This window comes from Escherichia sp. 94.0001, assembly GCF_013369155.2.
GTDB lineage: Bacteria > Pseudomonadota > Gammaproteobacteria > Enterobacterales > Enterobacteriaceae > Escherichia > Escherichia coli_F.
The window spans coordinates 15,762-42,617 of record NZ_JABWMS020000038.1; the positions used below are offsets into that span (position 1 = coordinate 15,762).

25 protein-coding genes and 1 pseudogene are annotated in these 26,856 nt (G+C 46.5%); 16 read left to right on the forward strand and 10 right to left on the reverse strand.

Annotated features, from left to right (window positions below):
• Nucleotides 1-29 precede the first annotated feature (29 nt).
• Both arsB and arsC read left to right on the forward strand, forming a co-directional pair.
• Nucleotides 30-1,319 carry an arsenite/antimonite:H(+) antiporter ArsB gene (gene arsB / locus HEN33_RS16440; RefSeq protein ID WP_176262616.1) on the forward strand — a complete coding sequence of 430 codons (1,290 nt, stop codon included), beginning with the start codon at nucleotides 30-32 and terminating at the stop codon, nucleotides 1,317-1,319.
• Between the two features lie 12 nt (nucleotides 1,320-1,331).
• Nucleotides 1,332-1,757 (forward strand): glutaredoxin-dependent arsenate reductase, encoded by a 426-nt coding sequence (gene arsC / locus HEN33_RS16445; RefSeq protein ID WP_176262613.1) that lies wholly within the window; start codon nucleotides 1,332-1,334, stop codon nucleotides 1,755-1,757.
• Between the two features lie 133 nt (nucleotides 1,758-1,890).
• Here the strand turns inward: arsC and HEN33_RS16450 are convergent, their stop codons facing one another.
• Complete coding sequence (locus HEN33_RS16450; protein ID WP_001175589.1) at nucleotides 1,891-2,187, reverse strand: ArsR/SmtB family transcription factor; 297 nt, start codon at nucleotides 2,185-2,187, stop codon at nucleotides 1,891-1,893.
• Nucleotides 2,188-2,294: 107 nt separating this feature from the next.
• Here HEN33_RS16450 and HEN33_RS16455 point away from each other — a divergent pair, with 107 nt between their 5' ends.
• The 4 genes from HEN33_RS16455 to HEN33_RS16470 all read left to right on the forward strand — a co-directional run bounded on the left by HEN33_RS16455 (nucleotide 2,295) and on the right by HEN33_RS16470 (nucleotide 6,597).
• Complete coding sequence (locus tag HEN33_RS16455; protein WP_032185440.1) at nucleotides 2,295-3,296, forward strand: permease; 1,002 nt, start codon at nucleotides 2,295-2,297, stop codon at nucleotides 3,294-3,296.
• 579 nt (nucleotides 3,297-3,875) lie between these two features.
• Entirely contained in the window at nucleotides 3,876-5,099 is a 1,224-nt protein-coding gene (locus tag HEN33_RS16460; protein WP_183083446.1) for a hypothetical protein, read from the forward strand.
• A 245-nt stretch (nucleotides 5,100-5,344) separates the two neighbouring features.
• Nucleotides 5,345-5,911: an outer membrane lipoprotein Slp gene (gene slp / locus HEN33_RS16465; protein WP_001057453.1), complete on the forward strand. Its 567-nt coding sequence runs from the start codon at nucleotides 5,345-5,347 to the stop codon at nucleotides 5,909-5,911.
• A 155-nt stretch (nucleotides 5,912-6,066) separates the two neighbouring features.
• The gene (locus HEN33_RS16470; RefSeq protein ID WP_000478615.1) at nucleotides 6,067-6,597 is read left to right on the forward strand and encodes a helix-turn-helix transcriptional regulator; all 531 of its coding nucleotides are present in this window, start codon (nucleotides 6,067-6,069) and stop codon (nucleotides 6,595-6,597) included.
• A 60-nt stretch (nucleotides 6,598-6,657) separates the two neighbouring features.
• Here HEN33_RS16470 and chuS read toward each other — a convergent pair whose 3' ends face one another.
• Together chuS and chuA are read right to left on the reverse strand one after the other, a co-directional pair.
• The gene (gene chuS, locus HEN33_RS16475) at nucleotides 6,658-7,686 is read right to left on the reverse strand and encodes a hematinate-forming heme oxygenase ChuS (protein WP_032303986.1); all 1,029 of its coding nucleotides are present in this window, start codon (nucleotides 7,684-7,686) and stop codon (nucleotides 6,658-6,660) included.
• 48 nt (nucleotides 7,687-7,734) lie between these two features.
• Entirely contained in the window at nucleotides 7,735-9,717 is a 1,983-nt protein-coding gene (gene chuA / locus HEN33_RS16480; RefSeq protein WP_042065395.1) for a TonB-dependent heme/hemoglobin receptor ChuA/ShuA, read from the reverse strand.
• A 682-nt stretch (nucleotides 9,718-10,399) separates the two neighbouring features.
• Here chuA and shuT point away from each other — a divergent pair.
• Genes shuT through HEN33_RS16510 form a run of 6 tightly spaced genes read left to right on the forward strand, consistent with a single transcriptional unit; the run spans nucleotide 10,400 to nucleotide 15,609 of the window.
• Nucleotides 10,400-11,314 carry a heme ABC transporter substrate-binding protein ShuT gene (gene shuT / locus HEN33_RS16485; RefSeq protein WP_176262768.1) on the forward strand — a complete coding sequence of 305 codons (915 nt, stop codon included), beginning with the start codon at nucleotides 10,400-10,402 and terminating at the stop codon, nucleotides 11,312-11,314.
• A 19-nt stretch (nucleotides 11,315-11,333) separates the two neighbouring features.
• Entirely contained in the window at nucleotides 11,334-12,671 is a 1,338-nt protein-coding gene (gene hutW, locus HEN33_RS16490) for a heme anaerobic degradation radical SAM methyltransferase ChuW/HutW (protein WP_176262767.1), read from the forward strand.
• Between the two features lie 12 nt (nucleotides 12,672-12,683).
• On the forward strand, nucleotides 12,684-13,178 hold the full coding sequence (gene hutX, locus HEN33_RS16495; protein ID WP_032185377.1) for a heme utilization cystosolic carrier protein HutX: 495 nt from the start codon (nucleotides 12,684-12,686) through the stop codon (nucleotides 13,176-13,178).
• On the forward strand, nucleotides 13,178-13,801 hold the full coding sequence (gene chuY / locus HEN33_RS16500; protein ID WP_000189351.1) for an anaerobilin reductase: 624 nt from the start codon (nucleotides 13,178-13,180) through the stop codon (nucleotides 13,799-13,801). Before hutX ends, chuY begins: the two co-directional genes overlap by 1 nt.
• 48 nt (nucleotides 13,802-13,849) lie before the next feature.
• A complete protein-coding gene (shuU, locus tag HEN33_RS16505) occupies nucleotides 13,850-14,842 on the forward strand; it encodes a heme ABC transporter permease ShuU/ChuU (RefSeq protein ID WP_000910402.1) in 993 nt (330 codons plus the stop codon).
• Complete coding sequence (locus HEN33_RS16510) at nucleotides 14,839-15,609, forward strand: heme ABC transporter ATP-binding protein (protein ID WP_000622316.1); 771 nt, start codon at nucleotides 14,839-14,841, stop codon at nucleotides 15,607-15,609. The genes shuU and HEN33_RS16510 overlap by 4 nt, the downstream gene beginning before the upstream one ends.
• Before the next feature lie 51 nt (nucleotides 15,610-15,660).
• Here the strand turns inward: HEN33_RS16510 and HEN33_RS16515 are convergent, their stop codons facing one another.
• The 3 genes from HEN33_RS16515 to hdeA form a co-directional block, all read right to left on the reverse strand.
• Nucleotides 15,661-16,308: an MgtC/SapB family protein gene (locus HEN33_RS16515; RefSeq protein WP_001296814.1), complete on the reverse strand. Its 648-nt coding sequence runs from the start codon at nucleotides 16,306-16,308 to the stop codon at nucleotides 15,661-15,663.
• Nucleotides 16,309-16,371: 63 nt separating this feature from the next.
• Nucleotides 16,372-16,698, reverse strand: a complete 327-nt coding sequence (gene hdeB, locus HEN33_RS16520) for an acid-activated periplasmic chaperone HdeB (protein WP_001298717.1) — start codon at nucleotides 16,696-16,698, stop codon at nucleotides 16,372-16,374.
• Between the two features lie 115 nt (nucleotides 16,699-16,813).
• Nucleotides 16,814-17,146 (reverse strand): acid-activated periplasmic chaperone HdeA, encoded by a 333-nt coding sequence (hdeA, locus tag HEN33_RS16525; protein WP_000756553.1) that lies wholly within the window; start codon nucleotides 17,144-17,146, stop codon nucleotides 16,814-16,816.
• A gap of 254 nt (nucleotides 17,147-17,400) precedes the next feature.
• On the opposite strand from hdeA, the gene hdeD reads away from it, so the two are divergent.
• Nucleotides 17,401-17,973 carry an acid-resistance protein HdeD gene (gene hdeD / locus HEN33_RS16530; RefSeq protein WP_000965671.1) on the forward strand — a complete coding sequence of 191 codons (573 nt, stop codon included), beginning with the start codon at nucleotides 17,401-17,403 and terminating at the stop codon, nucleotides 17,971-17,973.
• 798 nt (nucleotides 17,974-18,771) lie between these two features.
• The gene (gene gadE, locus HEN33_RS16535; RefSeq protein WP_021578057.1) at nucleotides 18,772-19,299 is read left to right on the forward strand and encodes an acid resistance transcriptional activator GadE; all 528 of its coding nucleotides are present in this window, start codon (nucleotides 18,772-18,774) and stop codon (nucleotides 19,297-19,299) included.
• Here the strand turns inward: gadE and HEN33_RS16540 are convergent, their stop codons facing one another.
• Nucleotides 19,300-19,578 (reverse strand): hypothetical protein, encoded by a 279-nt coding sequence (locus HEN33_RS16540; protein ID WP_001205315.1) that lies wholly within the window; start codon nucleotides 19,576-19,578, stop codon nucleotides 19,300-19,302.
• 107 nt (nucleotides 19,579-19,685) lie between these two features.
• Here HEN33_RS16540 and mdtE point away from each other — a divergent pair, with 107 nt between their 5' ends.
• Nucleotides 19,686-20,795 carry a multidrug transporter subunit MdtE gene (gene mdtE / locus HEN33_RS16545; protein WP_313753830.1) on the forward strand — a complete coding sequence of 370 codons (1,110 nt, stop codon included), beginning with the start codon at nucleotides 19,686-19,688 and terminating at the stop codon, nucleotides 20,793-20,795.
• 24 nt (nucleotides 20,796-20,819) lie between these two features.
• Complete coding sequence (gene mdtF, locus HEN33_RS16550; RefSeq protein WP_176262765.1) at nucleotides 20,820-23,933, forward strand: multidrug efflux pump RND permease MdtF; 3,114 nt, start codon at nucleotides 20,820-20,822, stop codon at nucleotides 23,931-23,933.
• Between the two features lie 362 nt (nucleotides 23,934-24,295).
• Here the strand turns inward: mdtF and gadW are convergent, their stop codons facing one another.
• The 3 genes and pseudogenes from gadW to HEN33_RS16565 form a co-directional block, all read right to left on the reverse strand.
• Nucleotides 24,296-25,024, reverse strand: a complete 729-nt coding sequence (gadW, locus tag HEN33_RS16555; protein WP_176262764.1) for an acid resistance transcriptional activator GadW — start codon at nucleotides 25,022-25,024, stop codon at nucleotides 24,296-24,298.
• Between the two features lie 368 nt (nucleotides 25,025-25,392).
• Nucleotides 25,393-26,217 carry an acid resistance transcriptional activator GadX gene (gadX, locus tag HEN33_RS16560; protein WP_176262796.1) on the reverse strand — a complete coding sequence of 275 codons (825 nt, stop codon included), beginning with the start codon at nucleotides 26,215-26,217 and terminating at the stop codon, nucleotides 25,393-25,395.
• Between the two features lie 358 nt (nucleotides 26,218-26,575).
• Nucleotides 26,576-26,856: pseudogene (locus tag HEN33_RS16565) on the reverse strand (glutamate decarboxylase); the annotation flags it as partial.

Below are 26,856 nucleotides of genomic sequence, written 5' to 3' on the forward strand. Positions count from 1 at the left end.
ATTCGAATGTGTTTTATCCAGGAGGCATGATGTTACTGGCGGGCGCTATCTTTGTCCTGACCATCGTATTGGTTATCTGGCAGCCGAAAGGTTTAGGCATCGGCTGGAGTGCGACACTGGGCGCCGTACTGGCGTTAGTTACTGGCGTGGTCCATCCGGGCGATATTCCGGTGGTGTGGAATATCGTCTGGAACGCGACGGCTGCGTTTATAGCCGTCATTATCATCAGCTTGCTGCTGGATGAGTCCGGCTTTTTTGAATGGGCGGCGCTGCACGTCTCACGCTGGGGCAATGGGCGCGGTCGCTTGCTGTTTACCTGGATTGTCCTGCTCGGTGCTACCGTTGCGGCCCTGTTTGCCAATGATGGCGCGGCGCTTATTTTGACGCCGATTGTCATCGCCATGCTGCTGGCTTTAGGGTTCAGCAAAGGCACTACGCTGGCGTTTGTTATGGCGGCCGGATTCATTGCCGATACCGCCAGCCTGCCGCTTATTGTCTCCAATCTGGTGAATATCGTTTCGGCAGATTTCTTTGACCTCGGCTTTCGCGAATACGCATCGGTGATGGTGCCAGTGGATATCGCTGCAATACTGGCTACCCTGGTGATGTTGCATCTCTATTTCCGCAAAGATATTCCGCAGAACTACGACATGGCGCTGCTTAAATCTCCCGTAGAAGCGGTTAAAGATCCTGCCACCTTCAAAACTGGCTGGGTTGTTTTACTGCTTCTGCTGGTGGGATTTTTCGTCCTGGAACCGCTCGGCATTCCGGTAAGCGCCATTGCGGCAGTGGGCGCGCTGATATTATTTGCCGTCGCTAAACGCGGTCATGCGATTAATACGGGTAAAGTGCTGCGCGGTGCCCCCTGGCAGATTGTCATCTTCTCGCTCGGCATGTATCTGGTGGTTTACGGCCTGCGCAATGCCGGACTAACGGAATATCTTTCTGGCGTACTCAACGTGCTGGCGGATCACGGCCTGTGGGCCGCGACGCTCGGTACCGGATTCCTCACTGCGTTCCTCTCTTCTATTATGAACAATATGCCGACGGTACTGGTTGGCGCGTTGTCCATTGATGGCAGCACGGCGTCTGGTGTCATAAAAGAAGCGATGGTTTATGCCAACGTGATTGGCTGCGATTTGGGGCCGAAAATTACACCGATTGGTAGCCTGGCAACGCTACTCTGGCTGCACGTACTTTCGCAGAAGAATATGACTATCAGCTGGGGATATTACTTCCGTACAGGGATTATCATGACCCTGCCGGTGCTGTTTGTGACGCTTACCGCGCTGGCGCTTCGTCTCTCTTTCACATCGTAATGAGATACTGATATGAGCAACATTACTATTTATCACAACCCGGCCTGCGGCACGTCGCGTAATACGCTGGAGATGATCCGCAACAGCGGTACAGAACCGACCATTATCTATTATCTGGAAACACCGCCAACGCGCGATGAACTGGTCAAGCTCATTGCCGATATGGGGATTTCCGTTCGTGCGCTGTTGCGTAAAAACGTTGAGCCGTATGAGGAACTGGGCCTTGCAGAAGATAAATTTACTGACGATCGGTTAATCGACTTTATGCTTCAGCACCCGATTCTGATTAATCGCCCGATTGTAGTGACGTCGCTGGGAACTCGCCTGTGCCGCCCTTCAGAAATCGTGCTGGAAATTCTGCCAGATGCGCAACAAGGCGCGTTCACCAAGGAAGATGGCGAGAAAGTGGTTGATGAAGCGGGTAAGCGCCTGAAATAAAGCGGCGATATCCACTGCCGATAGTTGGTAAAGTGCGCTTCGTTTATGTCGGATGCGACGCTAACGCGTCTTATCCGACCTACAAAACCGTGCAAATTCAATATATGGCATGAAATCTGTAGAGCGTAGCGTATCAGGCAATTTTGCTATTTACGCAGCACTCCTCGCGTAAGAATTCAATTATCGCTTCCAGCATTGCGTATTGCGAAACACACATCAGCGTTCGACTCTCACGGTTTTGTTTGACCAGTCCTACCGATACCAGTGCTGAAATATGGTGACTGAGTGTAGAGCCGGGTATCCCAAGCTGCTTTTGCAACTCACCGACCGGCAAACCTTGTTCCCCCGCTTTGACCAGATGCTTAAATATGAACAAACGGGTCGGATGACCTAACTCTTTCAGTGCCTTAGCGACCTCTTCCAATTGCATGTGCCACCCCCTCTGTCTGGTTGATATTTCGATAATACCAGAAATATCTTGATCTGAATTTCATTTCGATTATTCTGGAAATATAGTTTTATTCAATGAGGTTACTTATGAGTAGTTGGCTTGCGATGCTGCAAGATGCCGCAGAGATGTTTGTGTTTCTCGCCGTCGAGCTTTCTTTGCTGTTTATGGTGATTAGTGCCGGTGTCAGCCTGATAAGACAAAAGGTGCCAGACCATAAAATCCAGCAGATGATGGGGGCCAGAAAAGGGAGAGGCTATCTCCTGGCTGCTCTGTTGGGAGCCGTTACCCCGTTCTGTAGTTGCTCGACAATACCCATGCTACGTGGATTGTTGTCAGCGAAAGCCGGGTTTGGTCCGACTCTCACTTTTTTATTTGTTTCCCCATTACTTAATCCCATTATCGTCGGGTTAATGTGGGTGACCTTTGGCTGGAAAGTTACCTTGTTGTACGCGATTATCGCCGCCGGCGTCTCCGTACTTGCCAGTATTATCCTGGATTCCCTGGGATTTGAACGTCATATCATTGCCAGTAAAAGCTCATCAGCAAATTGTTGTGCTCCAGCCAAAACTTCGCCGGGGACGACATATACGCCAATAAAAGTGAGTTGCTGTAGTCCAGCGGCTAAAGCCATTGAGAAACCTGTAGTAAACTGTTGCAGTACCAAAGCTGTGGTAAGTATTAATCCCATAAAACTAGCCACCAAAGATGCGTTGCAACAGTTTAAAGATGTACTGCCATATCTTTTGTTAGGGGTATTAATAGGCTCTTTTATTTATGGCTTTATTCCCTCAGAGTGGATTGCCGCTCATGCAGGGGCAGATAATCCCTTCGCCATCCCATTGAGCGCCGTTGTCGGAATCCCGCTGTATATCCGGGCAGAGGCGGTTATCCCTCTGGCATCTGTTCTGATGACAAAAGGAATGGGTCTGGGAGCATTAATGGCATTAATCATCGGCAGTGCCGGAGCAAGCCTGACGGAAGTGATATTACTTAAATCAATGTTCAGAATACCGATGATAGTTGCATTCCTGACGGTTATCTTAGGTATGGCTATCTTGATGGGCTATTTGACTCAAATGCTATTTTAAATAGATGCCAGCAGTAAACTATAAGGAGCATTGTGAGTGCCTTATCCTTCTGAGTAGAAAATCATAGATAGGATAATCCTTAAAAATCACAAATAACTTAACTAATGCTTTGAGAATGATGACGGATCCGTCAGTAAGTCATCAATCGACAATCACCACGCAATCATGCTTCTCTGACATTTTATCGGAGAAGCAATGCCTCTTTGTCTCAGTGCTATCCCCCCTTTTAAAGGGCAGATTTCAGTCGCCAATACAACACATTTTTAAATACACTTTAACCTGGTTCATTATTACACATCTAAAACATCACAAAAATATCACTTCACACACTATCGGAGAACATCATAACTTTTTAAAATGAGCGCTTTTTGATAGTTGTTAATGTTTTCCTTTACGATACTATCACTGCCCTTTTTTATACACAAATATTACCGGGTGGAAATGAAAGGGAAGTTAAAGGTAATTATATCAGGAAGATATGACGCATTGTGTTTATTTCCGCGTAGAAGAAAATCCATTCCTGCTCTAATTCTCCGATTTGCAAAAATTTAGCGAAATAGATGAACAATAAGGAATGTTATGTCAATTGACTTTACCCCAGGTATGATAAATACATATCACGGCGATATTTATAACCGCACAACAGATACCGACAATATTAAAACACTAAACACACCGATGTGGCCTTGTGATAATCAGGAAGAACAGCAACCAATTAATTTTTCATTGTCTGAAGAAGGATATAACGCTGAACAATTTGATTTAGCGCAACAACAACTCCAACAAATTAATGCGTGCCACACGAACACCACATATACAAATGCAGACTACTCAAAAGTTGTGGCTCAACTTGTAAAACTTATTAATAACATTGAAACGATAAGTTCGACACCACTTACGCAACAGACACAATCAATACTTAATCAGATTAATAACATTAGATACGAAAAGAATAAAAACTCTGAATCTAAAATCATTGTTGTCTTTAATCCTAAGCCCAATAAGCCAATCATAACTAAAATTCTCGTAGAAGAGGGAATACCAGTAAGATTCAGTGTCCAAACCGTTTCTTCCCAAAATAAAAATTTTTCTGGGCAACGAACTGATTTACCAACTGATATAAAAGATATTCAACGCTTGTACCAAAAAATGACAAGGTTGTATATTGAGCACAGTAAAAATGAAAACAGGATGAAAGTCTTTGCTGGAACCAACTTTATTGATTTCAATATGACAGGACAGGACCTGTCCGGGTTCGTTCTAACCTTGTCAAGGTTTTATTTCGAAGATCTACTTAATGTAAACTTCACTGACGCAAATTTATTTGATACTATTTTTTCACATAAGGAAAACCCTATCACAAAATTACATAAAGATGAACAATATGTTGACAAACAAATCAATGGTTTATTTTCAACATTATTAACCATTAATGACAACTCTTTAAGAGCAAAAGCGGAAATTGCTTCGACAATAATAGAATTATTAGAAACCAGGGTAAACAATCTTTCATACAACGACATAATAAAATATCAGAAAGAATTCCAAAAAGAATGTTACAAGCAAGTTAAATATTTTACAACACCCTCTCGATACAATAGAATTAAAAAATGGGCACAAATGTCTGAATATCAATTCGAAATATTTCAACACGATACGTTTCATCCTAAAAAAATGTCATACGCACCTTATTTAAAGAGATCGCTACCTGATGAAAAAACTATAAATTATGGGGTGGAAATAGAAATACCAACTGGCAAAAGAATTCGCTTATCAAATCATTACCAGAATATAATCCCATAATATTGAACATTAGCGCTTTATAAGCATTGAATAAAAATAGATTTTATGTACCTTTAAAAAAAGGCTATTTTATGGGGCGATGGATACTCATGTCACGCCCCAAAATTAACAGAATTAAACTAAACAGAAGGGATATAAACATCAGACAGGTTTACGTTACTATCAGGCATATCGCCTCAGAATCAGATGAAAACTATAAAGAAATATCTATTATGGTTTTAATATTTGTTGATAAGGATAGTAACATGAACATGACAAAAGGTGCACTCATCCTCAGCCTTTCATTTTTGCTTGCCGCATGTAGTTCAATTCCGCAAAATATCAAAGGCAATAACCAACCTGATATTCAAAAAAGTTTTGTTGCTGTTCATAACCAGCCGGGGTTATATGTTGGTCAACAAGCGCGCTTTGGCGGGAAGGTTATCAACGTTATCAATGGCAAAACGGATACGTTGTTAGAAATCGCTGTATTACCGTTGGATAGCTATGCGAAGCCTGATATTGAAGCCAACTATCAGGGCCGACTGCTCGCCAGACAAAGCGGCTTCCTTGATCCAGTGAACTATCGTAATCACTTTGTTACCATCCTCGGTACCATTCAGGGTGAACAACCTGGCTTTATCAATAAAGTCCCGTATAACTTCCTGGAAGTGAATATGCAGGGCATCCAGGTGTGGCATTTGAGAGAAGTGGTTAATACCACCTATAACCTGTGGGATTACGGCTATGGTGCATTCTGGCCGGAACCGGGCTGGGGCGCGCCTTACTACACCAATGCGGTGAGTCAAGTAACACCTGAGCTGGTCAAATAACACCACCGAGAGATGCAGATGCTTTCTCAGCATCTGCATCATGCATTACATCAAATTAATACACAGCCAGCTAACTATTATTATTATAAGCCCTGTCCTGTTAATTACCTTTGGCAAACTGATTATAAAGTTAATGTCCGCACCAGGAGTCGGTTATGTTTCTTATAATTACCAGGGATACGATGTTCTTCACTGCGATGAAAAACATTCTGAGCAAAGGTAATGTCGTTCATATACAGAATGAAGAAGAGATCGACGTAATGTTGCATCAGCATGCCTTCGTCATTATTGATACATTAATGAATAATGTATTTCATTCTAATTTGCTCACTCAGATTGAACGATTAAAACCTGTCCATGTGATTATTTTCTCTCCCTTTAATATTAAACGCTGCCTGGGGAAAGTACCGGTGACCTTTGTTCCGCGAACTATCACCATCATCGACTTTGTCGCACTCATCAATGGCAGTTACTGCTCTGTGCCTGAAGCGGATGTGTCCCTTTCGCGCAAGCAGCATCAGGTTCTGAGCTGCATTGCGAATCAAATGACAACGGAAGATATTCTGGAGAAACTGAAAATATCGCTAAAAACGTTCTACTGCCATAAACACAATATCATGATGATCCTCAATCTTAAGCGGATCAATGAGTTGGTACGCCATCAGCATATTGATTATCTGGTGTGATCGATTGATTAATATAAAGAGGCCCAGCAATAAATAGCCAGACCTCCCTTTAATTATACGTTATGCAGTAACGCCTTCCGGTATCAGCGAAGCAATTTGCTTACGCCATTGCGCTTGCTCCTGTTCGCCTTCTGTACGTTGACCATAAAGTTGCGCTATCTGCGTACCATCATGGGCAAACAATTCCAGACTGGTCACATAACCGTCACTAGCAGGTTTACGGGTTACCCAGGTTTCAGCAATGCTCTCTTCTAATAGATGAAGAGTAAACGTCGGGTTAAAAATATTCAGCCAACCTTTCATTGGCACCACTTTTTCTACCACGCCAGTGAAAATCTGTACGCAGCCACGGTTGCCAACAAACACCATGATTTCATTGCCATCCTGCTGTGCAGATTCAAGAATTTGCGCCAACGCACTGTTGGATACTTTGCAGGCCAAATCGTCTGCCACCAGATTGAACGCCTGTTGGCGCGTCAGGTTGTGGCGCTTGAGCAACGTAAAAAACTGATGAACGTCGGTCATCGCCCGCCACTCTTGCTCGACCACACTGGCATCGGCTCGCTTTTGAACAACTGGCGCATCAACGGCTTTTAACTCAAGCGGCGTATTCTCATCGGTGATAAACCGTGCCAGAAGCTCACTCCATGCCGCCATATCGGTATTGTCGGTGGCATAAACTTTTAGTAATGCATCGCCCTGATGATCAAAGAACTGAATACTCTGGCGTTCGCCACGAGTCGTATTTTCTTTGATGTGGAAAACACTGGCCCATTGATTAAGAAACAGACGCAAATCCAGCGCGCGCGGATTGAGGATCAATCCGGCATGTCCGTTTAAATGCTGGTTTGTGAACGCACCAACTTGCTCATGGACTGCATATTCATTACGACAAATACATTTGGTCTCGCCAACACTTTCGAGCGCCGCCAGAATGTCACGGATATCGCCGCACATCCGCCACGCATCGTGCGTGACGCGCGCAAATGCCAGTTCTGCTTCGCTAATATTCATTAAACCTGCGATGTCACGCGCGTACTTTCCGGGATTTTGTTCTTTTAACTCAAGCCAGCGTGTGTAGTGGTTCATTGTCTCTCTTCCTTCCAGATAAATGCCCCGAAATATCGGGGCAGATGATTACCATTGATAACTCACGAAAATTTTTCCGTTACGACCATCCTGTGGGATGCCTTGCGGCGACCAGTACTCTTTGTCGAAGGCGTTTCCCAATACCAGAGTAGTGGTCATACCTTTGAGCGCCTGCTGCCCTTGATAACTGACGTAGAAATCATTCACACCATAGCCAGGTTGTTTGCTGTAACTGCTGCTGATATGTGTTGAGCGATCGGCAAACGTACCGACCCAACCAACAGAGAAGCCACTGTGAGCGATCGGAATATTCAGGGTGCTGGTAACGGTATCCGGGTTAATACTGGAAATATATTCCCCGGTATCGGTGTCTTTGCCGCGGGTACGGTTATAGGCCACATCAAGGCTAAACAGATCAGTGGTATATTTCGTCATCACATCCCAGCCCCAGATTTTGGCGTTCGGGACGTTATACGACATAGTTGTCGCCGCCGCGAAATCGACAGTCGTGGAGATGTAATCCTTCGCTTTGGTATCAAAGTAGCTGGCTTTAAATTCTAGGGCATCATTGGACAACATCAGGTCATCAAAACGCAGCCCAAAACCGTACTCCTGAGTTTCGTTAGTTTCCGGACGTAAGTTCGGGTTTGGCACCCAATAGTTGGTATAGAAGCGACCAATCGAGAAGTGCTTAGAATCGTTATACATTTCGCCCATCGTCGGGGCGCGGAATGCCTGGGCATATGAGCCAAATAACATCAGCCAGTTGGTCGGGTTGATAGTCATCCCCGCACGAGATGACCATTTGTCGGCATCAACATCTTTGTAGCCGTCGCTGCTACCGCGATAACTGTCATAGCGGGTTCCGCCAAGCAGAGTAATCGGCAGATCGCGTAAGGTGATCTCATCCTGTAGCCAGCCGGAGCTAAAATCGATTTTTGCTTGCGGGAAGCCCGTCGTCGCGCCGCCCGGATGTTGTTCCTGACGATAATACTCACCGCCATATGTCAGTAAGTGAGAAGCGAAACTGTCGGCAAATAGAGTGGAACGGTTCTCCAGCCTGGCTCCTTTTGTTATCTGTTCACGATACTCGCCGGAACTCCCCGTGTTTTGCGCATTAATACGGACTTCCGACCAGTAAATTTTTGCATCTGCATTTAACCAGTCGTTGCCCTGCGGGGCGAGTTTATAAGAAAGCTGCGCATCGCGTTGAATTGTTGAACGATCAACCATCGGGTTGCTGCTATCAGAAGCCTCAACAGTCTGCGGATTTTTTGGTTCACGCGCGTCGTTGTTGTAGTAACGCACTAAACCGCTCAGAGACTGGGCTGAATCAATTTGCCAGGTCCCTTTCGCCAGCATGTTATTAATGGACTCGTCATTCGGCGCGGTTTCACCATTGCTCTGGCGTAAATCACCCCGATCGCGACTGGACCAGGCCACAATACCATCCAGATTTTCAGTTCGCCCAAACGCGCTCGCGCCTAATCCCAGGCTATGGTCCCCCGTGCCACCAGTACCAAAGACACGAAAACCACTACTTTGTCCTTCCTGCAATAAATCTTTTGCATCGACCGTATCGTAGGAGATCACCCCACCCAGCGCGCCACTGCCATACAGTAATGCTGAAGGTCCGCGAACAATCTCAACACGCTTGATCAGCGCCGGATCGAGAAAAGTACCATTCAGATGTCCGGTATCCGTTCCCTGGCGAACACCATCGACAAGAACCAGCACGCCGCGATGATCATAGCCACGCATATTTACATCCTGACCGTTGGTTCGTCCGGTACCATCAAGAGTAATTCCAGGAACATGACGCAGCAGATCGGTGGCTGAAGTAGCCGTTTGATTTTCAGGAGCGGAAGTGTCGATGACGCTGACCATCATAGGCGCTTCGAAGGAACTACGGGCATTCCCCGTTGCCGTAACGATCATGGTTTCAGTAGCAAAAGCAAACGTTGGCAAGGTGGCAGAAACAGCCAAAGCCAACAAACTCAAACGCAACGAGGTAAATTGCGGACGTGACATAGCGATTCTCCATGAGGAAAATAAAAAATGCTGGCTGCCTGGGTTAATACCGGGGTGGCTGGCGAGAAATAAATTTATTTAAAATTCAGAGCGATAATATTCGCCGGGTGAGTTTACAGGCGTTTATATCCCATGAAATTGCCTGGTATCTCGGCAAATACGCAAAAGCACGCCCTCTTTGTCAGGCAAAACGATATGCCCCATCAGGAGTGAAGAGCGCTGTGCGTTATCCCTTGCAAATGCTATGGTTTTGTTATCCATATGGTCGTGTTTTGTTAAGCGCGAACGTGATAATGAGAATTATTATCGATCAATTTTTTATGATCAAGCTTTTTTTAACCGCCATTAACACAATAAACAGGGGGTTATGAAACCTATCCTGCGCCCTGGAAACCACTTTGTTTTTATGGTTATTCCCCCATAACCTCATCACTAAACTTTGTCGTTAACAGTGATAATTTTCTCTTCTCTTTGCTCTGAAAGCCGCGATATCTCTGGGTTCTCAGCTTTTTCCCGCGCTGAAATTTAGTCGGTAACAAGAACGTTAGCTGACGAAGCATCTTGATAAAAATCAAAAATAAATACGCTTGTAACGCCTTGCGTATTGAATCGACGGTTGTATTTCATATATAACTCAAATGATAATCATGATCATTCTCAATTTGATAAGAGTTCTCATATTATGCCAAGGATCATCACCAGGCCGTTTCTTTTTTCCCCACTGACGTTATGTATTTCAGCCGTGGCCTCTGCCGCGAAGACCGCGGTAAAACGAAAAAAATTGTTTACGGCAGTACTGGCTCTTAGCTGGGCTTTTAGCGTAACGGCTGCCGAACGTATCGTGGTCGCAGGAGGATCGCTGACGGAGCTAATCTACGCGATGGGCGCTGGCGAACGCGTGGTTGGTGTCGATGAAACGACATCTTATCCACCAGAAACCGCCAAACTGCCGCATATTGGCTACTGGAAACAACTCAGCAGCGAAGGCATTTTGTCACTTCGCCCGGATAGCGTAATTACCTGGCAGGATGCCGGGCCACAAATTGTGCTCGACCAACTACGAGCGCAGAAAGTCAACGTCGTCACCCTGCCGCGTGTGCCTGCCACCCTTGAGCAGATGTACGCCAACATTCGCCAACTGGCAAAAACGCTACAGGTTCCTGAACAAGGCGAGGCGCTGGTGACACAGATCAACCAACGCCTGGAGCGAGTACAGCAAAACGTGGCGGCCAAAAAAGCCCCGGTTAAAGCCATGTTTGTTCTCTCCGCAGGCGGAAGTGCGCCACAGGTTGCCGGTAAAGGCAGCGTCGCGGACGCCATTCTTTCGCTTGCCGGAGCAGAAAACGTCGCAACCCACCAGCAGTACAAAAGCTACAGTGCAGAATCACTGATTGCGGCTAATCCAGAAGTGATTGTCGTAACCTCACAAATGGTCGATGGCGATATTAATCGGCTACGTTCTATTGCCGGAATTACCCACACTGCCGCATGGAAAAACCAGCGCATTATCACCGTTGATCAAAACCTGATTCTGGGAATGGGTCCGCGTATTGCTGATGTCGTTGAGTCTTTACACCAGCAGCTTTGGCCGCAATAAATGGATTTAAATCAGACGAATGAACGCAAATAACACCCTGGATCTCACGCCACATTTTGCTTTAGACGGTGATCAGCCATTTAAAGACAGGCGCGCCATGATGCCGTTTTGTGGGGCCATTCCAGTTGCCAAAGAGCAACTGGCACAGACCTGGCAAGAGATGCTCAATCAAACGGTATCACCACGTAAGCGACTGGTTTATCTACACATTCCTTTTTGTGCAACACACTGCACGTTTTGTGGTTTTTATCAGAACCGTTTTAATGAAGATGCGTGTGCTCATTATACCGACGCCCTGATTCGTGAAATAGAAATGGAAGCGGACAGCGTATTGCATCAGTCTGCCCCCATCCACGCGGTCTATTTCGGTGGCGGCACGCCTTCCGCGCTTTCGGCACACGATTTGGCCAGAATTATCACCACATTACGAGAAAAGCTGCCACTGGCCCCTGATTGTGAAATCACTATCGAAGGCCGGGTACTGAATTTTGACGCTGAGCGAATCGATGCTTGCCTTGATGCAGGAGCAAACCGCTTCTCAATTGGTATTCAGTCGTTTAACAGCAAAATCCGTAAGAAAATGGCCCGCACCTCGGATGGCCCAACCGCCATTGCGTTTATGGAAAGCCTGGTCAAACGCGACCGTGCTGCGGTGGTCTGTGACCTTCTGTTTGGCCTGCCGGGTCAGGATGCGCAAACCTGGGGAGAAGATCTGACTATTGCCCGCGATATCGGTCTCGACGGCGTCGATCTCTATGCGCTCAATGTCCTGCCCAATACACCGCTGGGCAAAGCCGTGGAAAATGGGCGTACTACCGTGCCCTCTCCGGCAGAACGACGCGATCTTTATCTGCAAGGGTGTGACTTCATGGACGAAGCTGGTTGGCGCTGTATCAGTAACAGCCACTGGGGCCGTACCACACGCGAACGCAATCTCTATAACCTGCTGATTAAACAAGGTGCCGATTGTCTGGCCTTTGGTTCCGGAGCCGGCGGTTCGATTAATGGTTACTCCTGGATGAACGAACGCAGTCTTCAGACCTGGCATGAATCCGTCGCGGCAGGCAAAAAACCGCTGATGATGATCATGCGTAACGCCGAACGTAATGCGCAATGGCGTCATACCTTGCAGTCAGGTGTTGAAACAGCGCGTGTACCGCTGGATGAACTTACGCCACATGCCGAAAAACTCGCGCCGTTACTGGCTCAATGGCACCAAAAAGGCTTAAGCCGCGATGCTTCAACTTGCCTGCGGCTGACTAATGAAGGTCGTTTCTGGGCAAGCAATATTTTGCAGTCTCTTAATGAACTAATTCAGGTACTTAATGCGCCAGCGATTGTGCGTGAAAAACCATAACAGGAGTGATTTATGAGCCATGTCTCGTTACAAGAATTTTTGAAAACGGAGCCGGACGGTACGCTGGAGGTGGTAGCCGAACAATACAACACCACACTGCTGGAAGTAGTGAGGAATCTACCCTCCTCTACCGTAGTGTCAGGCGATAAATTCGATACTGTCTGGGATACCGTCTGCGAATGGGGCAACGTCACCACGTTAGTACATACTGCCGATGTAATCCTCGAATTTAGCGGCGAACTGCCTTCGGGTTTCCATCGCCACGGCTATTTCAACCTACGCGGAAAGCACGGCATGTCCGGGCATATCAAAGCAGAAAACTGCACACATATTGCCTTGATCGAACGTAAATTTATGGGCATGGACACCGCATCCATTCTCTTTTTCAACAAAGAAGGCAGCGCAATGCTGAAAATCTTCCTCGGCAGGGATGACCATCGTCAGCTCCTGAGCGAACAAGTCAGCGCCTTCCATGCTCTGGCAGCATCGTTAAAGGAACACGCCTGATGACGCCGTGGCTACTCTTTGGCGCAGGCGGAAAAGGTGTGGGTGCCAGAACGCTTGAACTGGCGCTGGCGGAACAACGTCCGGTCGTTGCTGTCATTCGTCATGCTGATGCCGCCACGAAACTGGCGCAACAAGGCGTACAGGTTTTTACAGGCGACGCCTGTGATGCCAGCGTAGTCGCGGCTGCTTGCCGCGCAGCTGGCCCGGATGCGCTTATCATCTCAACAATGGGCGGAGCTCAGGATTATCTGGCACACAGAACAGTGATTGATGAGGCCGAAAAGGCCGGCATCAGTCGCATGATTCTGGTGACCTCTTTGGGATGTGGCGATAGCTGGCCGTTTTTATCGGAGCGGGCAAAGGCTGCGTTTGGTCAGGCGGTACGGGAAAAAACGCTGGCGGAAAGCTGGTTGCAAACCAGCCAACTTGATTACGCCATTCTCCGCCCTGGCGGTCTGCTTGATGGTGCGGCAACGGGCAAAGCACAACGGATACAAAATCAGGAGTGTCATGGTTTTGTTAACCGCGCCGATGTCGCCGCACATATCCATGAACTGGCAAATGCGCCAGCACTTAACCAGCAGGTCTACAGTCTGATTGAACCGGACCTGAAACCGGCGTGATCCCCCGGCGCGGAATCTCCGCGCCGTAATGTCGTAACGGAGTTTTGCGTGCTCAAGGATTCACTCTCTTCCGCCAGGGTCTTTATGGGGCTATCACTATTATTGCTAGCTCTGGTGCTGTTCGGTGCCAGTCAGGGAGCGTTAAAGATCAGTTTTGATGCCCTTTTTGATGAGGAATACCGCGATATCTGGCTCAATATTCGTCTACCACGGGTTTTGCTGGCGGTGCTGGTAGGTGCAGCGTTGGCAACCGCCGGGGTAATTATGCAGGGGCTTTTTCGCAACCCAATGGCTGACCCTGGATTACTCGGCGTCAGTAGCGGTTCTGCATTAATGGTTGGCGTTGCTATTGTGCTGCCCTTTTCCTTCCCAGTGGTGCTGGTGCTCTATGAGCAAATGGTGTTTGCCATTGCCGGAAGTTTAGTGGTCTGCACCATCATTTTTCTCATCACGCAGCGCCATCGCGATGGCAGCATGATGCAATTATTACTCGCCGGTATCGCCATCAATGCCCTGTGCGGCGCAGCGATCGGCATCCTGAGCTATATCGGCGATGAGCAGCAGCTACGACAACTCACATTGTGGATGATGGGCAATCTTGGACAGGCGCAATGGCCGACGTTATTGGTTGCCAGTTCATTCATCCTACCGGCCATTATTGCAACAACTTGTCTCGCCGGAACGCTGAATTTACTGCAGCTCGGTGATGAAGAAGCCCACTACCTCGGCGTGAACGTTAAGCGTAAACGCCAGCAATTATTGTTAGTGAGCTCACTGCTCGTTGGTGCCGCCGTATCGGTAAGCGGCATTATCGGCTTTATTGGCCTGGTGATCCCGCATCTGATTCGTATGACTACCGGGGCAAATCACCGCTGGCTAATCCCTTGCTCCGCCCTCGCCGGAGCCTGTTTATTGCTGATGGCAGACACGCTTGCCCGCACACTGGTACAGCCAGCAGAAATGCCCGTGGGATTATTAACCAGCCTGCTTGGTGGCCCTTATTTTATGTGGTTGATTCTGCGCAACCGGAGGATCACATGATCAGCGCCCAGAATCTGGTTTATAGCCTTCAGGGGCGGCGTCTGACTGATAATGTCTCGCTGACTTTTCCCGGTGGGGAAATTGTTGCCATTCTCGGCCCTAATGGTGCGGGAAAATCTACGCTGCTTCGCCAGTTAACCGGCTATCTTCAACCTGATAGCGGCGAATGTCGGTTGTTTAATAAGCCATTAAATGAATGGTCGATTACTGAACTGGCGAAACACCGGGCCGTGATGCGTCAAAATAGCCACATGGCGTTTCCATTCAGCGTACAAGAAGTTATCCAGATGGGGCGGCATCCGCATCGTACTGGTAATCAGGATAATGAAACAGCACAAATAATGGCGTTATGTGACTGTCAGGCGTTAGCAAACCGCGACTATCGGCAATTATCCGGTGGTGAACAACAGCGCGTGCAATTAGCGCGCCTGCTGGTGCAACTCTGGGAACCAACTCCCTCACCGAAATGGTTATTTCTTGATGAACCAACTTCGGCGCTGGATATTCACCATCAGCAGCACTTGTTTCGTTTATTACGCCAGCTAGTTCACGAACGGCAGTTCAATGTTTGCTGCGTATTGCACGATCTAAATCTTGCCGCGCGTTATGCAGACCGTGTTGTATTAATGCAAAAAGGAAAGGTTATCGCAAATGGTAAACCGCAGGACGTATTGACACAGCAGGCGCTGACAATGCTCTACGGCGCGGATATTACCGTACTTAAAGATCCTGCCAACCATTCACCACTGATCGTCCTCGATCATTAAAACCAACAGGAGTACCGCTCTGGTACTCCTGCGAATAAATAACTATATAGATTAGCTAATTGAAACGCCTTTCACCCCTGCCATACCTTTTAATAATCGCAACAGATCTTCTATCGACGTCGTGGCATGAAGCTGAATATCAATGGCGACCACTTCATGATCTTCATTTTCCTGCAACGAAACTAAATCCGTTTTTATTTTTTGCTGCTTAAACCAGTCGAGCATTGATACCGTATTACCGTTCACTAATGTCAGCTGTAAATGGTAATTTTTATTCATCAGGCGGAAGGTTAATTGATGGAAGACTTCCAGCACCAGTAAGGTCATCACTGAACCATAAATGCCCAGTTCGTACATACCGCTACCAATAACCATACCAATGGCGGCGGTCACCCAGATATCCGCTGCCGTCGTCAGACCTACAATATTTTGGTTACGAACGAGAATGTTACCTGCACCGATAAACCCGACGCCCGTCACCACCTGAGCAGCAATACGGCTGGGGTCCAGTCCGACGTGATCTAAAGACAGCACGTCAGCAAAACCATATTTCGAAACAATCATAAACAGGGCGCTTCCCATGCCAATTAATACATGTGTGCGTAACCCTGCTCCTTTGCCGCGCATTTGCCTTTCCATGCCAATAGCGCCACAGGCAATTGCTGCGAGTATAAGACGTATAATAAATTCTGCTGTCATATAAAAATGCAAAAAGGAGCAGCAAGATGGCTCAACTTGCTACTCCTTTTTACTTGTGCCCCATTAATTCGGCAAGTCATTAGATGCTTGATTTTTGAAAGTATACAAATTTTTCTGCGGATTTTTTTTGCAGTATTCGATCACTTTAGGAATTTGAGTAAGATCGGTTTCATTTAAAGTAACAGTATCACCACCTTTATAAACTGTTTCTTCATGCAGCATCCACCACGCAACCGGTGTCATTGCTTTTGGATTCAGATCAATAAATTCCTGGCAAGTCATATCTTTAGCGGATTCATTGGCTGCCAGCGCAGATTGTGCGTTCACCAGTGACAAAGCCGCTACAGCGCCCATAAAAATAAACGCTTTACGGAGAGATGAAATATTCATTTTGTAACCCATTCAATATAGAGATTAAATATGAACAGAAGGAATAGCTGCTTTTGAAGAAGGTATTCCTACCTGTTCAATATGCAAGGAAGTACGATGTAACGTATTCCCGGAATTACATATCTTTCTTAACTTTGTCCCATTCGCTTTTAACTTTATCTTTAAAGTTGGCTTGTTTATCCTGAGTACAAGCCTGAACGATCGCTGGGGTTACGGTTGCAATACCCTGAACATCTAAAACCGCATCTTCTGGTTTATCTTTATTGTTCAGTGCTTCAGCAAAACCAACTGCAGTTGGCTGGAAGGATTCGTCCACAGCCAGAAAATCTTCACAGGTCCAGGTGTTGACCGGTTTTTTGTTATCAGCTGCTTTTTGTGCATCCGCTGCATTGCTCACCACTGGCAGAAGAAGCAGACCACCAAGAATAACGCCTAATACTTTTTTCATCGTAATATCCTCAACTATAAAGTGAAAGAGCCGTCACGAATCAATTTCGACACTGAGGTTATAACCTGGTTTTCTGTATATGTCATGTTGATGGAAAATATCAAAATCAGATATTTTTATTTCAATACAATGAGTTACAGATGCATCTGATACTGTAATTAGGAAATTTTTATTAAATCGACTGCATTCTTAGACGCGTTTTTGGCATAGATTGATAGCAGGGGATTTTCTTCTTAATTTTATAGGGTGGTTCTATGTTATATATAGATAAGGCAACAATTTTGAAGTTTGATCTGGAGATGCTTAAAAAACATCGCAGAGCAATCCAGTTTATTGCCGTGCTGCTGTTTATCGTCGGGTTGCTGTGTATCAGTTTTCCGTTCGTCTCTGGCGATATTTTAAGCACAGTAGTGGGTGCATTATTAATCTGCTCGGGTATTGCGCTTATTGTCGGGCTATTCAGCAACCGCAGTCATAATTTCTGGCCGGTATTATCCGGTTTCCTCGTCGCAGTCGCCTATTTATTGATCGGCTATTTCTTCATCCGCGCACCAGAGCTGGGCATTTTTGCCATTGCGGCATTTATTGCCGGTTTGTTCTGTGTGGCAGGGGTTATTCGCCTGATGAGTTGGTATCGTCAGCGTTCAATGAAAGGCAGTTGGCTACAGCTCGTTATTGGTGTGCTGGATATCGTCATTGCCTGGATATTCCTTGGTGCTACGCCGATGGTTTCTGTAACGCTGGTTTCCACACTAGTGGGAATTGAACTGATATTTAGCGCCGCTAGCCTGTTCAGCTTCGCCAGTTTGTTTGTTAAAAAGCAATAATTATCCCTATTGCCACCTGGATCATAGTCACTTGATGTGACTATGATCCAATTAATACTCTCTCCGCTACACAGCATTTTAGATCAATTGCGCGCTATCATTGAAATAATTACCTGCTGATGAGTATTTCAACCTACTGAATTTTATCTGATTTTTTTCATTGCATGGCAAATTAGCCATTTCAAACATTATCATGGCTGATATTTTCCGTAGTCAGGTTTAATGTTTTAAAAGTGCTGTGGGAAAGTGAACAAAGAGTTCCGTAAACGTTGATGCTATGGGCGGTTAAATAAGTAATCCGGGTTCATTTTTTTGCAACTGGCGTTGATTACATTGCATAAATATCCGTGTCTCCAGACGCTATATAAAAACCTGAAGACATGAATGAGTTATTTACTCAGGTAATTTCAATGCGTTAAAAGAAAGCTGGCAATCCAATTGCCAGCTTAAGTCGAAACAAGGAGACTCGATATTTAAATCGGATTACATTTTAACTTTAGTAATATTCTTCAGAGATCACAAACTGGTTATTGATAACTTATTCTTGGGCAGTAATCCGCAAACGTTAATTTTTTGTTTGCAGTTTACAATCTGATAACAACCAGGAATTTTACTTAGGATCAATATATGGAGTGCGTGATGGATAAATCTGAAGTATTGATTAGTGTTAATAGACGTATTAGTTCACGAAGGGCAAGGTTCTTATAGGCGTTTACTATATTGAACAACGATTCGGACAGGGATGTAAATAATGAAAAGGATGACATGTTCGAAACGATAACGGCTAAGGAGCAAGTTATGATTTTTCTCATGACGAAAGATTCTTTTCTTTTACAGGGCTTTTGGCAGTTGAAAGATAATCACGAAATGATAAAAATCAATTCCCTGTCAGAGATCAAAAAAGTAGGTAATAAACCCTTCAAGGTTATCATTGATACCTATCACAACCATATCCTTGATGAAGAAGCGATTAAATTTCTGGAGAAATTAGACGCCGAGAGAATTATTTTTTTGGCACCTTATCACATCAGTAAACTAAAAGCTAAAGCGCCTATTTATTTTGTCAGCCGCAAAGAAAGTATCAAAAATCTTCTTGAGATTACTTATGGTAAACACTTGCCTCATAAGAATTCACAATTATGTTTTTCACATAATCAGTTCAAAATTATGCAGCTGATTCTGAAAAACAAAAACGAAAGCAATATCACGTCAACGCTCAATATTTCGCAACAAACATTAAAGATTCAGAAATTCAACATTATGTACAAGCTGAAACTAAGACGTATGAGCGACATCGTCACCCTGGGTATCACATCTTATTTTTAGTCAGGACATAATTAACTGAAAATGATGGCAGGCATGAAGAGGGATGCAGATGCTGATTTCATTATCCCCGGTGATGACTAAAGGAGAGGCGAAAACGACTTTATTCCCCTGGTATGTGTATCCACCAGTAGAACCCTTCGTTGCCCGAATGCTGGCAGGAACTGTTGGCAGAACGGCAACATTTTTTTTGTCGTTGACCTCACCATGTCGATCACTGTGCTTGCATCCCATCTTACTGGCTGACAACCCCACTATGCCGCTGGTCTGTAAATCCCTCATACCTCTCCTCGCGCGCAATTTAAAGAACCGTTATATCTCAAGAATTTTCAGGGACTAAAATGAACAGAAGAAGAAAACTGTTAATACCGTTGTTATTCTGCGGCGCGATGCTCACCGCCTGCGATGACAAATCGACGGAAAACGCCGCCGCCATGACGCCTGAGGTCGGTGTCGTCACACTCTCCCCCGGTTCGGTCAATGTGTTGAGCGAATTGCCCGGTAGAACCGTTCCTTATGAAGTTGCCGAGATACGCCCTCAGGTGGGCGGTATTATCATTAAACGCAACTTTATCGAAGGCGATAAAGTGAACCAGGGCGATTCGCTGTATCAGATTGATCCTGCACCTTTACAGGCCGAGCTGAACTCCGCCAAAGGCACGCTGGCGAAAGCGCTCTCTACCGCCAGCAATGCCCGCATCACCTTTAACCGCCAGGCATCATTGCTGAAGACCAACTACGTTAGCCGTCAGGATTACGACACCGCGCGCACCCAGCTGAATGAAGCAGAAGCCAATGTCACCGTCGCCAAAGCGGCTGTTGAACAGGCGACGATCAATCTGCAATACGCAAATGTCACCTCGCCGATTACGGGCGTCAGCGGGAAATCGTCGGTGACCGTCGGCGCACTCGTTACCGCTAATCAAGCCGATTCACTGGTTACCGTACAACGTCTGGACCCGATTTATGTCGATCTCACGCAGTCGGTGCAGGATTTCTTGCGCATGAAAGAAGAGGTCGCCAGTGGGCAAATCAAACAGGTTCAGGGCAGTACGCCAGTACAGCTCAATCTGGAAAATGGTAAACGTTACAGCCAGACCGGCACGCTGAAATTCTCCGACCCGACGGTGGATGAAACCACGGGCTCCGTGACGTTACGGGCGATTTTCCCCAACCCAAATGGTGACTTGCTGCCAGGTATGTATGTCACGGCATTAGTGGATGAAGGTAGCCGCCAGAATGTATTACTGGTGCCGCAGGAAGGCGTCACCCACAACGCGCAGGGTAAAGCAACGGCGCTCATTCTGGATAAAGACGATGTTGTGCAGCTACGCGAAATTGAAGCCAGCAAAGCCATCGGCGACCAGTGGGTTGTCACCTCTGGCTTGCAGGCTGGCGATCGGGTGATCGTTTCCGGGTTGCAACGCATTCGTCCGGGTATCAAAGCACGTGCAATTTCCTCCAGCCAGGAAAACGCCAGCACCGAATCGAAACAATAACGTTGCAGGCTTAAGGGGACTTTCATGGCTAACTATTTTATTGATCGCCCGGTTTTTGCCTGGGTACTTGCCATTATTATGATGCTTGCAGGTGGTCTGGCGATCATGAACTTACCGGTTGCGCAATATCCGCAGATTGCGCCACCAACCATTACCGTCAGCGCAACCTATCCGGGTGCCGATGCGCAAACGGTAGAAGACTCGGTCACTCAGGTGATTGAGCAAAATATGAATGGGCTTGATGGCCTGATGTACATGTCTTCAACCAGCGATGCGGCGGGTAATGCCTCCATCACTCTGACCTTTGAGACGGGGACATCGCCTGATATCGCGCAGGTTCAGGTGCAAAATAAACTGCAACTCGCTATGCCTTCATTACCTGAAGCGGTGCAGCAGCAGGGTATTAGCGTCGATAAGTCGAGCAGTAATATCCTGATGGTAGCGGCGTTCATTTCTGATAACGGCAGTCTCAACCAGTACGATATCGCGGACTATGTAGCGTCTAATATCAAAGACCCGCTAAGCCGTACCGCGGGCGTTGGTAGCGTACAACTCTTTGGTTCCGAGTATGCCATGCGTATCTGGCTGGACCCGCAAAAACTCAATAAATACAACCTGGTACCTTCCGATGTTATTTCCCAGATTAAGGTGCAAAACAACCAGATTTCTGGTGGTCAACTGGGTGGCATGCCACAGGCGGCAGACCAGCAACTGAACGCCTCGATCATTGTGCAGACGCGTCTGCAAACGCCGGAAGAATTTGGCAAAATCCTGTTGAAAGTTCAGCAAGATGGCTCGCAAGTGCTGCTGCGTGATGTCGCCCGCGTCGAACTTGGGGCGGAAGATTATTCCACCGTGGCGCGCTATAACGGCAAACCTGCTGCCGGGATCGCCATCAAACTGGCTACCGGAGCAAACGCCCTGGATACCTCGCGAGCGGTGAAAGAGGAGCTGAACCGTTTATCGGCTTATTTCCCCGCAAGCCTGAAGACGGTTTATCCTTACGACACCACACCGTTTATCAAAATTTCTATTCAGGAAGTTTTCAAAACGCTGGTTGAGGCTATCATCCTCGTCTTCCTGGTCATGTATCTGTTTTTGCAGAATTTCCGAGCCACAATCATCCCGACGATTGCCGTACCGGTGGTTATTCTCGGGACGTTTGCGATCTTGTCGGCGGTCGGTTTCACCATCAACACCCTCACCATGTTCGGGATGGTGCTGGCGATAGGGTTGTTGGTGGATGACGCCATCGTGGTGGTAGAAAACGTCGAGCGCGTGATAGCGGAGGATAAACTGCCGCCGAAGGAAGCAACGCATAAATCCATGGGGCAAATCCAACGCGCTCTGGTCGGGATTGCCGTTGTGCTTTCCGCGGTGTTTATGCCAATGGCCTTTATGAGCGGTGCAACCGGGGAGATCTACCGACAGTTCTCCATCACGCTGATCTCCTCGATGCTGCTTTCAGTATTTGTCGCAATGAGCCTGACCCCTGCCCTGTGCGCCACCATTCTGAAAGCCGCGCCGGAAGGCGGTCACAAACCTAACGCCCTGTTCGCACGCTTCAACACGCTGTTTGAAAAATCGACTCATCACTATACCGATAGCACCCGCTCGCTGTTGCGTTGTACCGGTCGCTACATGGTGGTCTACCTGCTGATTTGCGCCGGGATGGCAGTGCTGTTCCTGCGTACGCCGACCTCTTTCTTACCAGAAGAGGATCAGGGGGTATTTATGACCACCGCGCAGTTACCTTCCGGTGCAACCATGGTTAACACCACGAAAGTGCTGCAACAGGTGACTGATTATTATCTGACAAAAGAGAAAGATAATGTTCAGTCGGTGTTTACCGTTGGCGGCTTTGGCTTCAGTGGCCAGGGGCAAAACAACGGTCTGGCGTTTATCAGCCTCAAGCCGTGGTCTGAACGTGTCGGCGAGGAAAACTCAGTTACCGCGATCATTCAGCGGGCAATGATTGCGCTAAGCAGTATCAATAAAGCCGTCGTCTTCCCGTTCAACTTACCCGCGGTGGCTGAACTGGGTACCGCGTCAGGTTTTGATATGGAAATGCTGGACAACGGTAACCTGGGGCACGAAAAACTGACCCAGGCGCGAAACGAGCTGTTATCACTGGCTGCGCAATCGCCGAACCAGGTTACCGGGGTACGCCCGAACGGCCTGGAAGATACGCCAATGTTCAAAGTTAACGTCAATGCCGCGAAAGCCGAGGCAATGGGTGTGGCGCTGTCTGATATCAACCAGACAATTTCCACCGCCTTCGGCAGCAGCTACGTGAACGACTTCCTCAACCAGGGGCGGGTGAAAAAAGTGTATGTCCAGGCAGGCACGCCGTTCCGTATGTTGCCGGATAACATCAACCAGTGGTATGTACGCAACGCCTCTGGCACGATGGCACCGCTTTCGGCCTATTCGTCTACCGAATGGACCTATGGTTCACCGCGACTGGAACGCTACAACGGCATCCCGTCAATGGAGATTTTAGGTGAAGCGGCGGCCGGGAAAAGTACCGGTGACGCAATGAAATTTATGGCAGACCTGGTCGCTAAACTTCCGGCAGGCGTCGGCTACTCATGGACCGGACTGTCGTATCAGGAAGCGTTATCCTCAAACCAGGCTCCCGCGCTGTATGCCATTTCACTGGTCGTGGTGTTCCTCGCCCTTGCCGCACTTTATGAGAGCTGGTCAATTCCGTTCTCGGTGATGTTGGTTGTACCGTTAGGTGTCGTTGGCGCATTACTGGCCACCGATCTGCGCGGCTTAAGTAATGACGTCTACTTCCAGGTTGGTTTGCTGACTACCATCGGGCTTTCCGCCAAGAACGCCATCCTGATCGTCGAATTTGCCGTTGAGATGATGCAGAAAGAAGGGAAAACGCCGATAGAGGCAATCATCGAAGCGGCGCGGATGCGTTTACGCCCAATCCTGATGACCTCTCTGGCCTTTATTCTCGGCGTGTTGCCGCTGGTAATCAGCCACGGCGCAGGTTCTGGCGCGCAAAACGCGGTAGGTACCGGCGTGATGGGCGGGATGTTTGCCGCAACAGTGCTGGCCATTTACTTCGTTCCAGTCTTTTTCGTTGTAGTGGAACATCTCTTTGCCCGCTTTAAAAAAGCGTAACGTGTAAATGAGAGTAAGGTTGAACGTGAGGGTTCAGCCTTACTCTTTCCTGCTAACCATTCACCACTCAACAACCAGCTAACCGTCAGGAATACCAGGCTTAGTACACAGCACTGAAAGTAAAAACCACTCCAGCCATTCGTCATCAATTTGAACAGCACAATACTGACCCACATTCCCGTAATTGTATAAATTGTCAGCTTAATAATCCCAAACATGCCGAGTCTTTTCCTCCTGAAAATACCTATACCGCCTGGCATACTGCGAAAGAGAACTAGCCGGTAGCCCGGTAGAAATCATCAGGGAAGAGTTTCACATGAAGCACGTGTGAGATCCTGACCAATATTCAAATGCGAAATATGTCAGGAAAAGGTACCTGGCGAATGTTGCGCAAACTGATGTGGCGTTACACCATAATATTGTCGAAATGTGTTTATAAAGTACGACGTACTGCTATACCCACATTTTTCCGCAATAGTATGTAGAGGAATTTGACGTAACTCGAGTAATCGTCTGGCCATCGACATCCTGGAGGCGAGTAATATTTTACTGAAACAGGTATTTTCATCCTGCAACTTTTTTTTGATGAGACTCTCGCTGGTATACATTCTTTCCGCGATATCGCGTAGATACCAACGTTTAGCGATATCAAAGCTAATAAGGCGTTCAACTTTTCCTGAAACAGTACTGATACTATTGAAAAGTAAGGGGATAAGTTCTTTCTTATGAGAAAACATTGATAAACAGGAAAGGTAAAGCATCTTGCTCATTATCGGCGAATTTACCCCGGATTCATTGAAACTATCAAAAATCGCCGTCACCAGAGGCATGGGGGGGGACTGGTTAATTAACAAACGGTCTTTGCTATGTAACCCTAAATTGCGTGGTAGCTGACGAATATTTTGTAAGTAATGGCAAATTGTCAGCTCATCGATATCCAGCCGTGGCGTATCCGGTGAACAAAACGCAAAATCGTCTGCCAAATTTTTATCCAGCAGTAGGATACTTTCGTTGTGCAACGATATTTTTTGCTGTTCATGATGAATATCCAATGAACGACGAACGAGGATCACCGAGCAGACATGAGTCATGACTATCCCTTATATTTCATTACTGCGATTATTTCAATTTCAGTATACTAATGAAATGACGCCAGACTGTTTCTTAGTGCAAAAACTGCCATATTTGGTAGGACCAAAATTTATCCACAAAGTAGTTTTGCATAACAGTTAATTGATAATAAGTAAATGCAACACCAATATATTTTCACACAGCGTATAGCTTATGTTTATAAAAAAATGGCTGATCTTATTTCCAGTAAAAGTTATATTTAACTTACTGAGAGCACAAAGTTTCCCGTGCCAACAGGGAGTGTTATAACGGTTTATTAGTCTGGAGACGGCAGACTATCCTCTTCCCGGTCCCCTATGCCGGGTTTTTTTTATGTCTGAGTAAAACTCTATAATCTTATTCCTTCCGCAGAACGGTCAGTGCCGTAAAAATTCCCTTGTGCAACAATACTTGCCACCGAGTCACGGTTCGGCAATTCTTGTGCCGATCGCTCCTGATACTCTGTGGGCGTCATCCCATAATAATTTCGAAAAACGTAAATGAAATACGACACGCTGTGATAACCACAGGACACTGCGACTCTTTTAATTGAAAAACCATATATAACAATAAGTTGTAAAGCACGTTGCATTCTACACTCAGTAAGCAACTGTGAATATGACGTACCTTCTTCGCGCAATTTTTTCTTTAACAGGCTTGAACTCATCAACAGCTCGCTGGCGATTTGGGCTAATGTCCACTCATGGGCGATATTATTATTGATGACCGTACAAACTCGTGTTCGCATGTTCGGTTGCAAAACGTTCAGAAGCAGCGGTATAAACTGCTCGTCCTCCAGGAAAACAGATAACAACGCAAAGATTAATGCTCTTTTACGGAGCATTTCTGCATAGCGCAGATTCTTATTCTGCGATAGTTGCGCAACCTCCTGAAAAACAGGAATATCTCTGGTACAGTGATGAACGAGTAACGAAGGAACTTTTTTATGTGCATGAAGATTTAATGCCTCCTCCTTGAGCATCGGGAGAAATAATGAAAGCGTGTCCCTTGAAACTAATACAAAATTCTCGACACACTTATCCACTTGAATTTGACTTGCATCCGCAAAAACCAGTTCACCGCCATTAAAATAGCGATATTCACCATTAACCATGGTGAGAATATATTTATGTCTTGCGTACGCAATTAGACATTTACCATGTAGTGATTGCATAGTCGGCTTAATATTACATAAACATATTACTGTTTATTAATGTAGCACGCCGCCCTCTTAAGTCAAATTGATTGATAAATAAATTTAAACGAAGCGGGAAAACAGGATGATAATCTACGGCAGGATGACTGGATTTATAATACAAAAGTCGTGCTTAAGAACGCAGTGAAATTAATAGTAAGCAAATAATCCCTTGCGGTGACATTAAGAATATCAGTTACATTGAATAAACATTCATATAACATATATCTTATCAACACGATGAATAGACAGCCAATATATTATTGCTATTAATAAGCAACCGAATGCCCAACTGTTTTTTAAAGGTTGGGCATTCGGTTTTTACAAAATTATGTTATCAGGTGTGTTTAAAGCTGTTCTGCTGGGCTATACCCTGCAGTTTCGGGTGATCGCTGAGGTATTTCAGGGAGGCTTTGTAGTCTTCCAGTAACAGTTCAGCAAAGTCCATTTCGAAGCCACGACGGCACATAATGCGCATCACCACGATGTCGGTGGCTTCACCGCCGAGGGTGAAGGCCGGAACCTGCCAGCCGCGCAGACGCAGACGTTCAGAGAGGTCATACAGGGTGTATCCCGGATCTTCACCATCTTTCAGTTTGAAGCAAACCGCCGGGATGC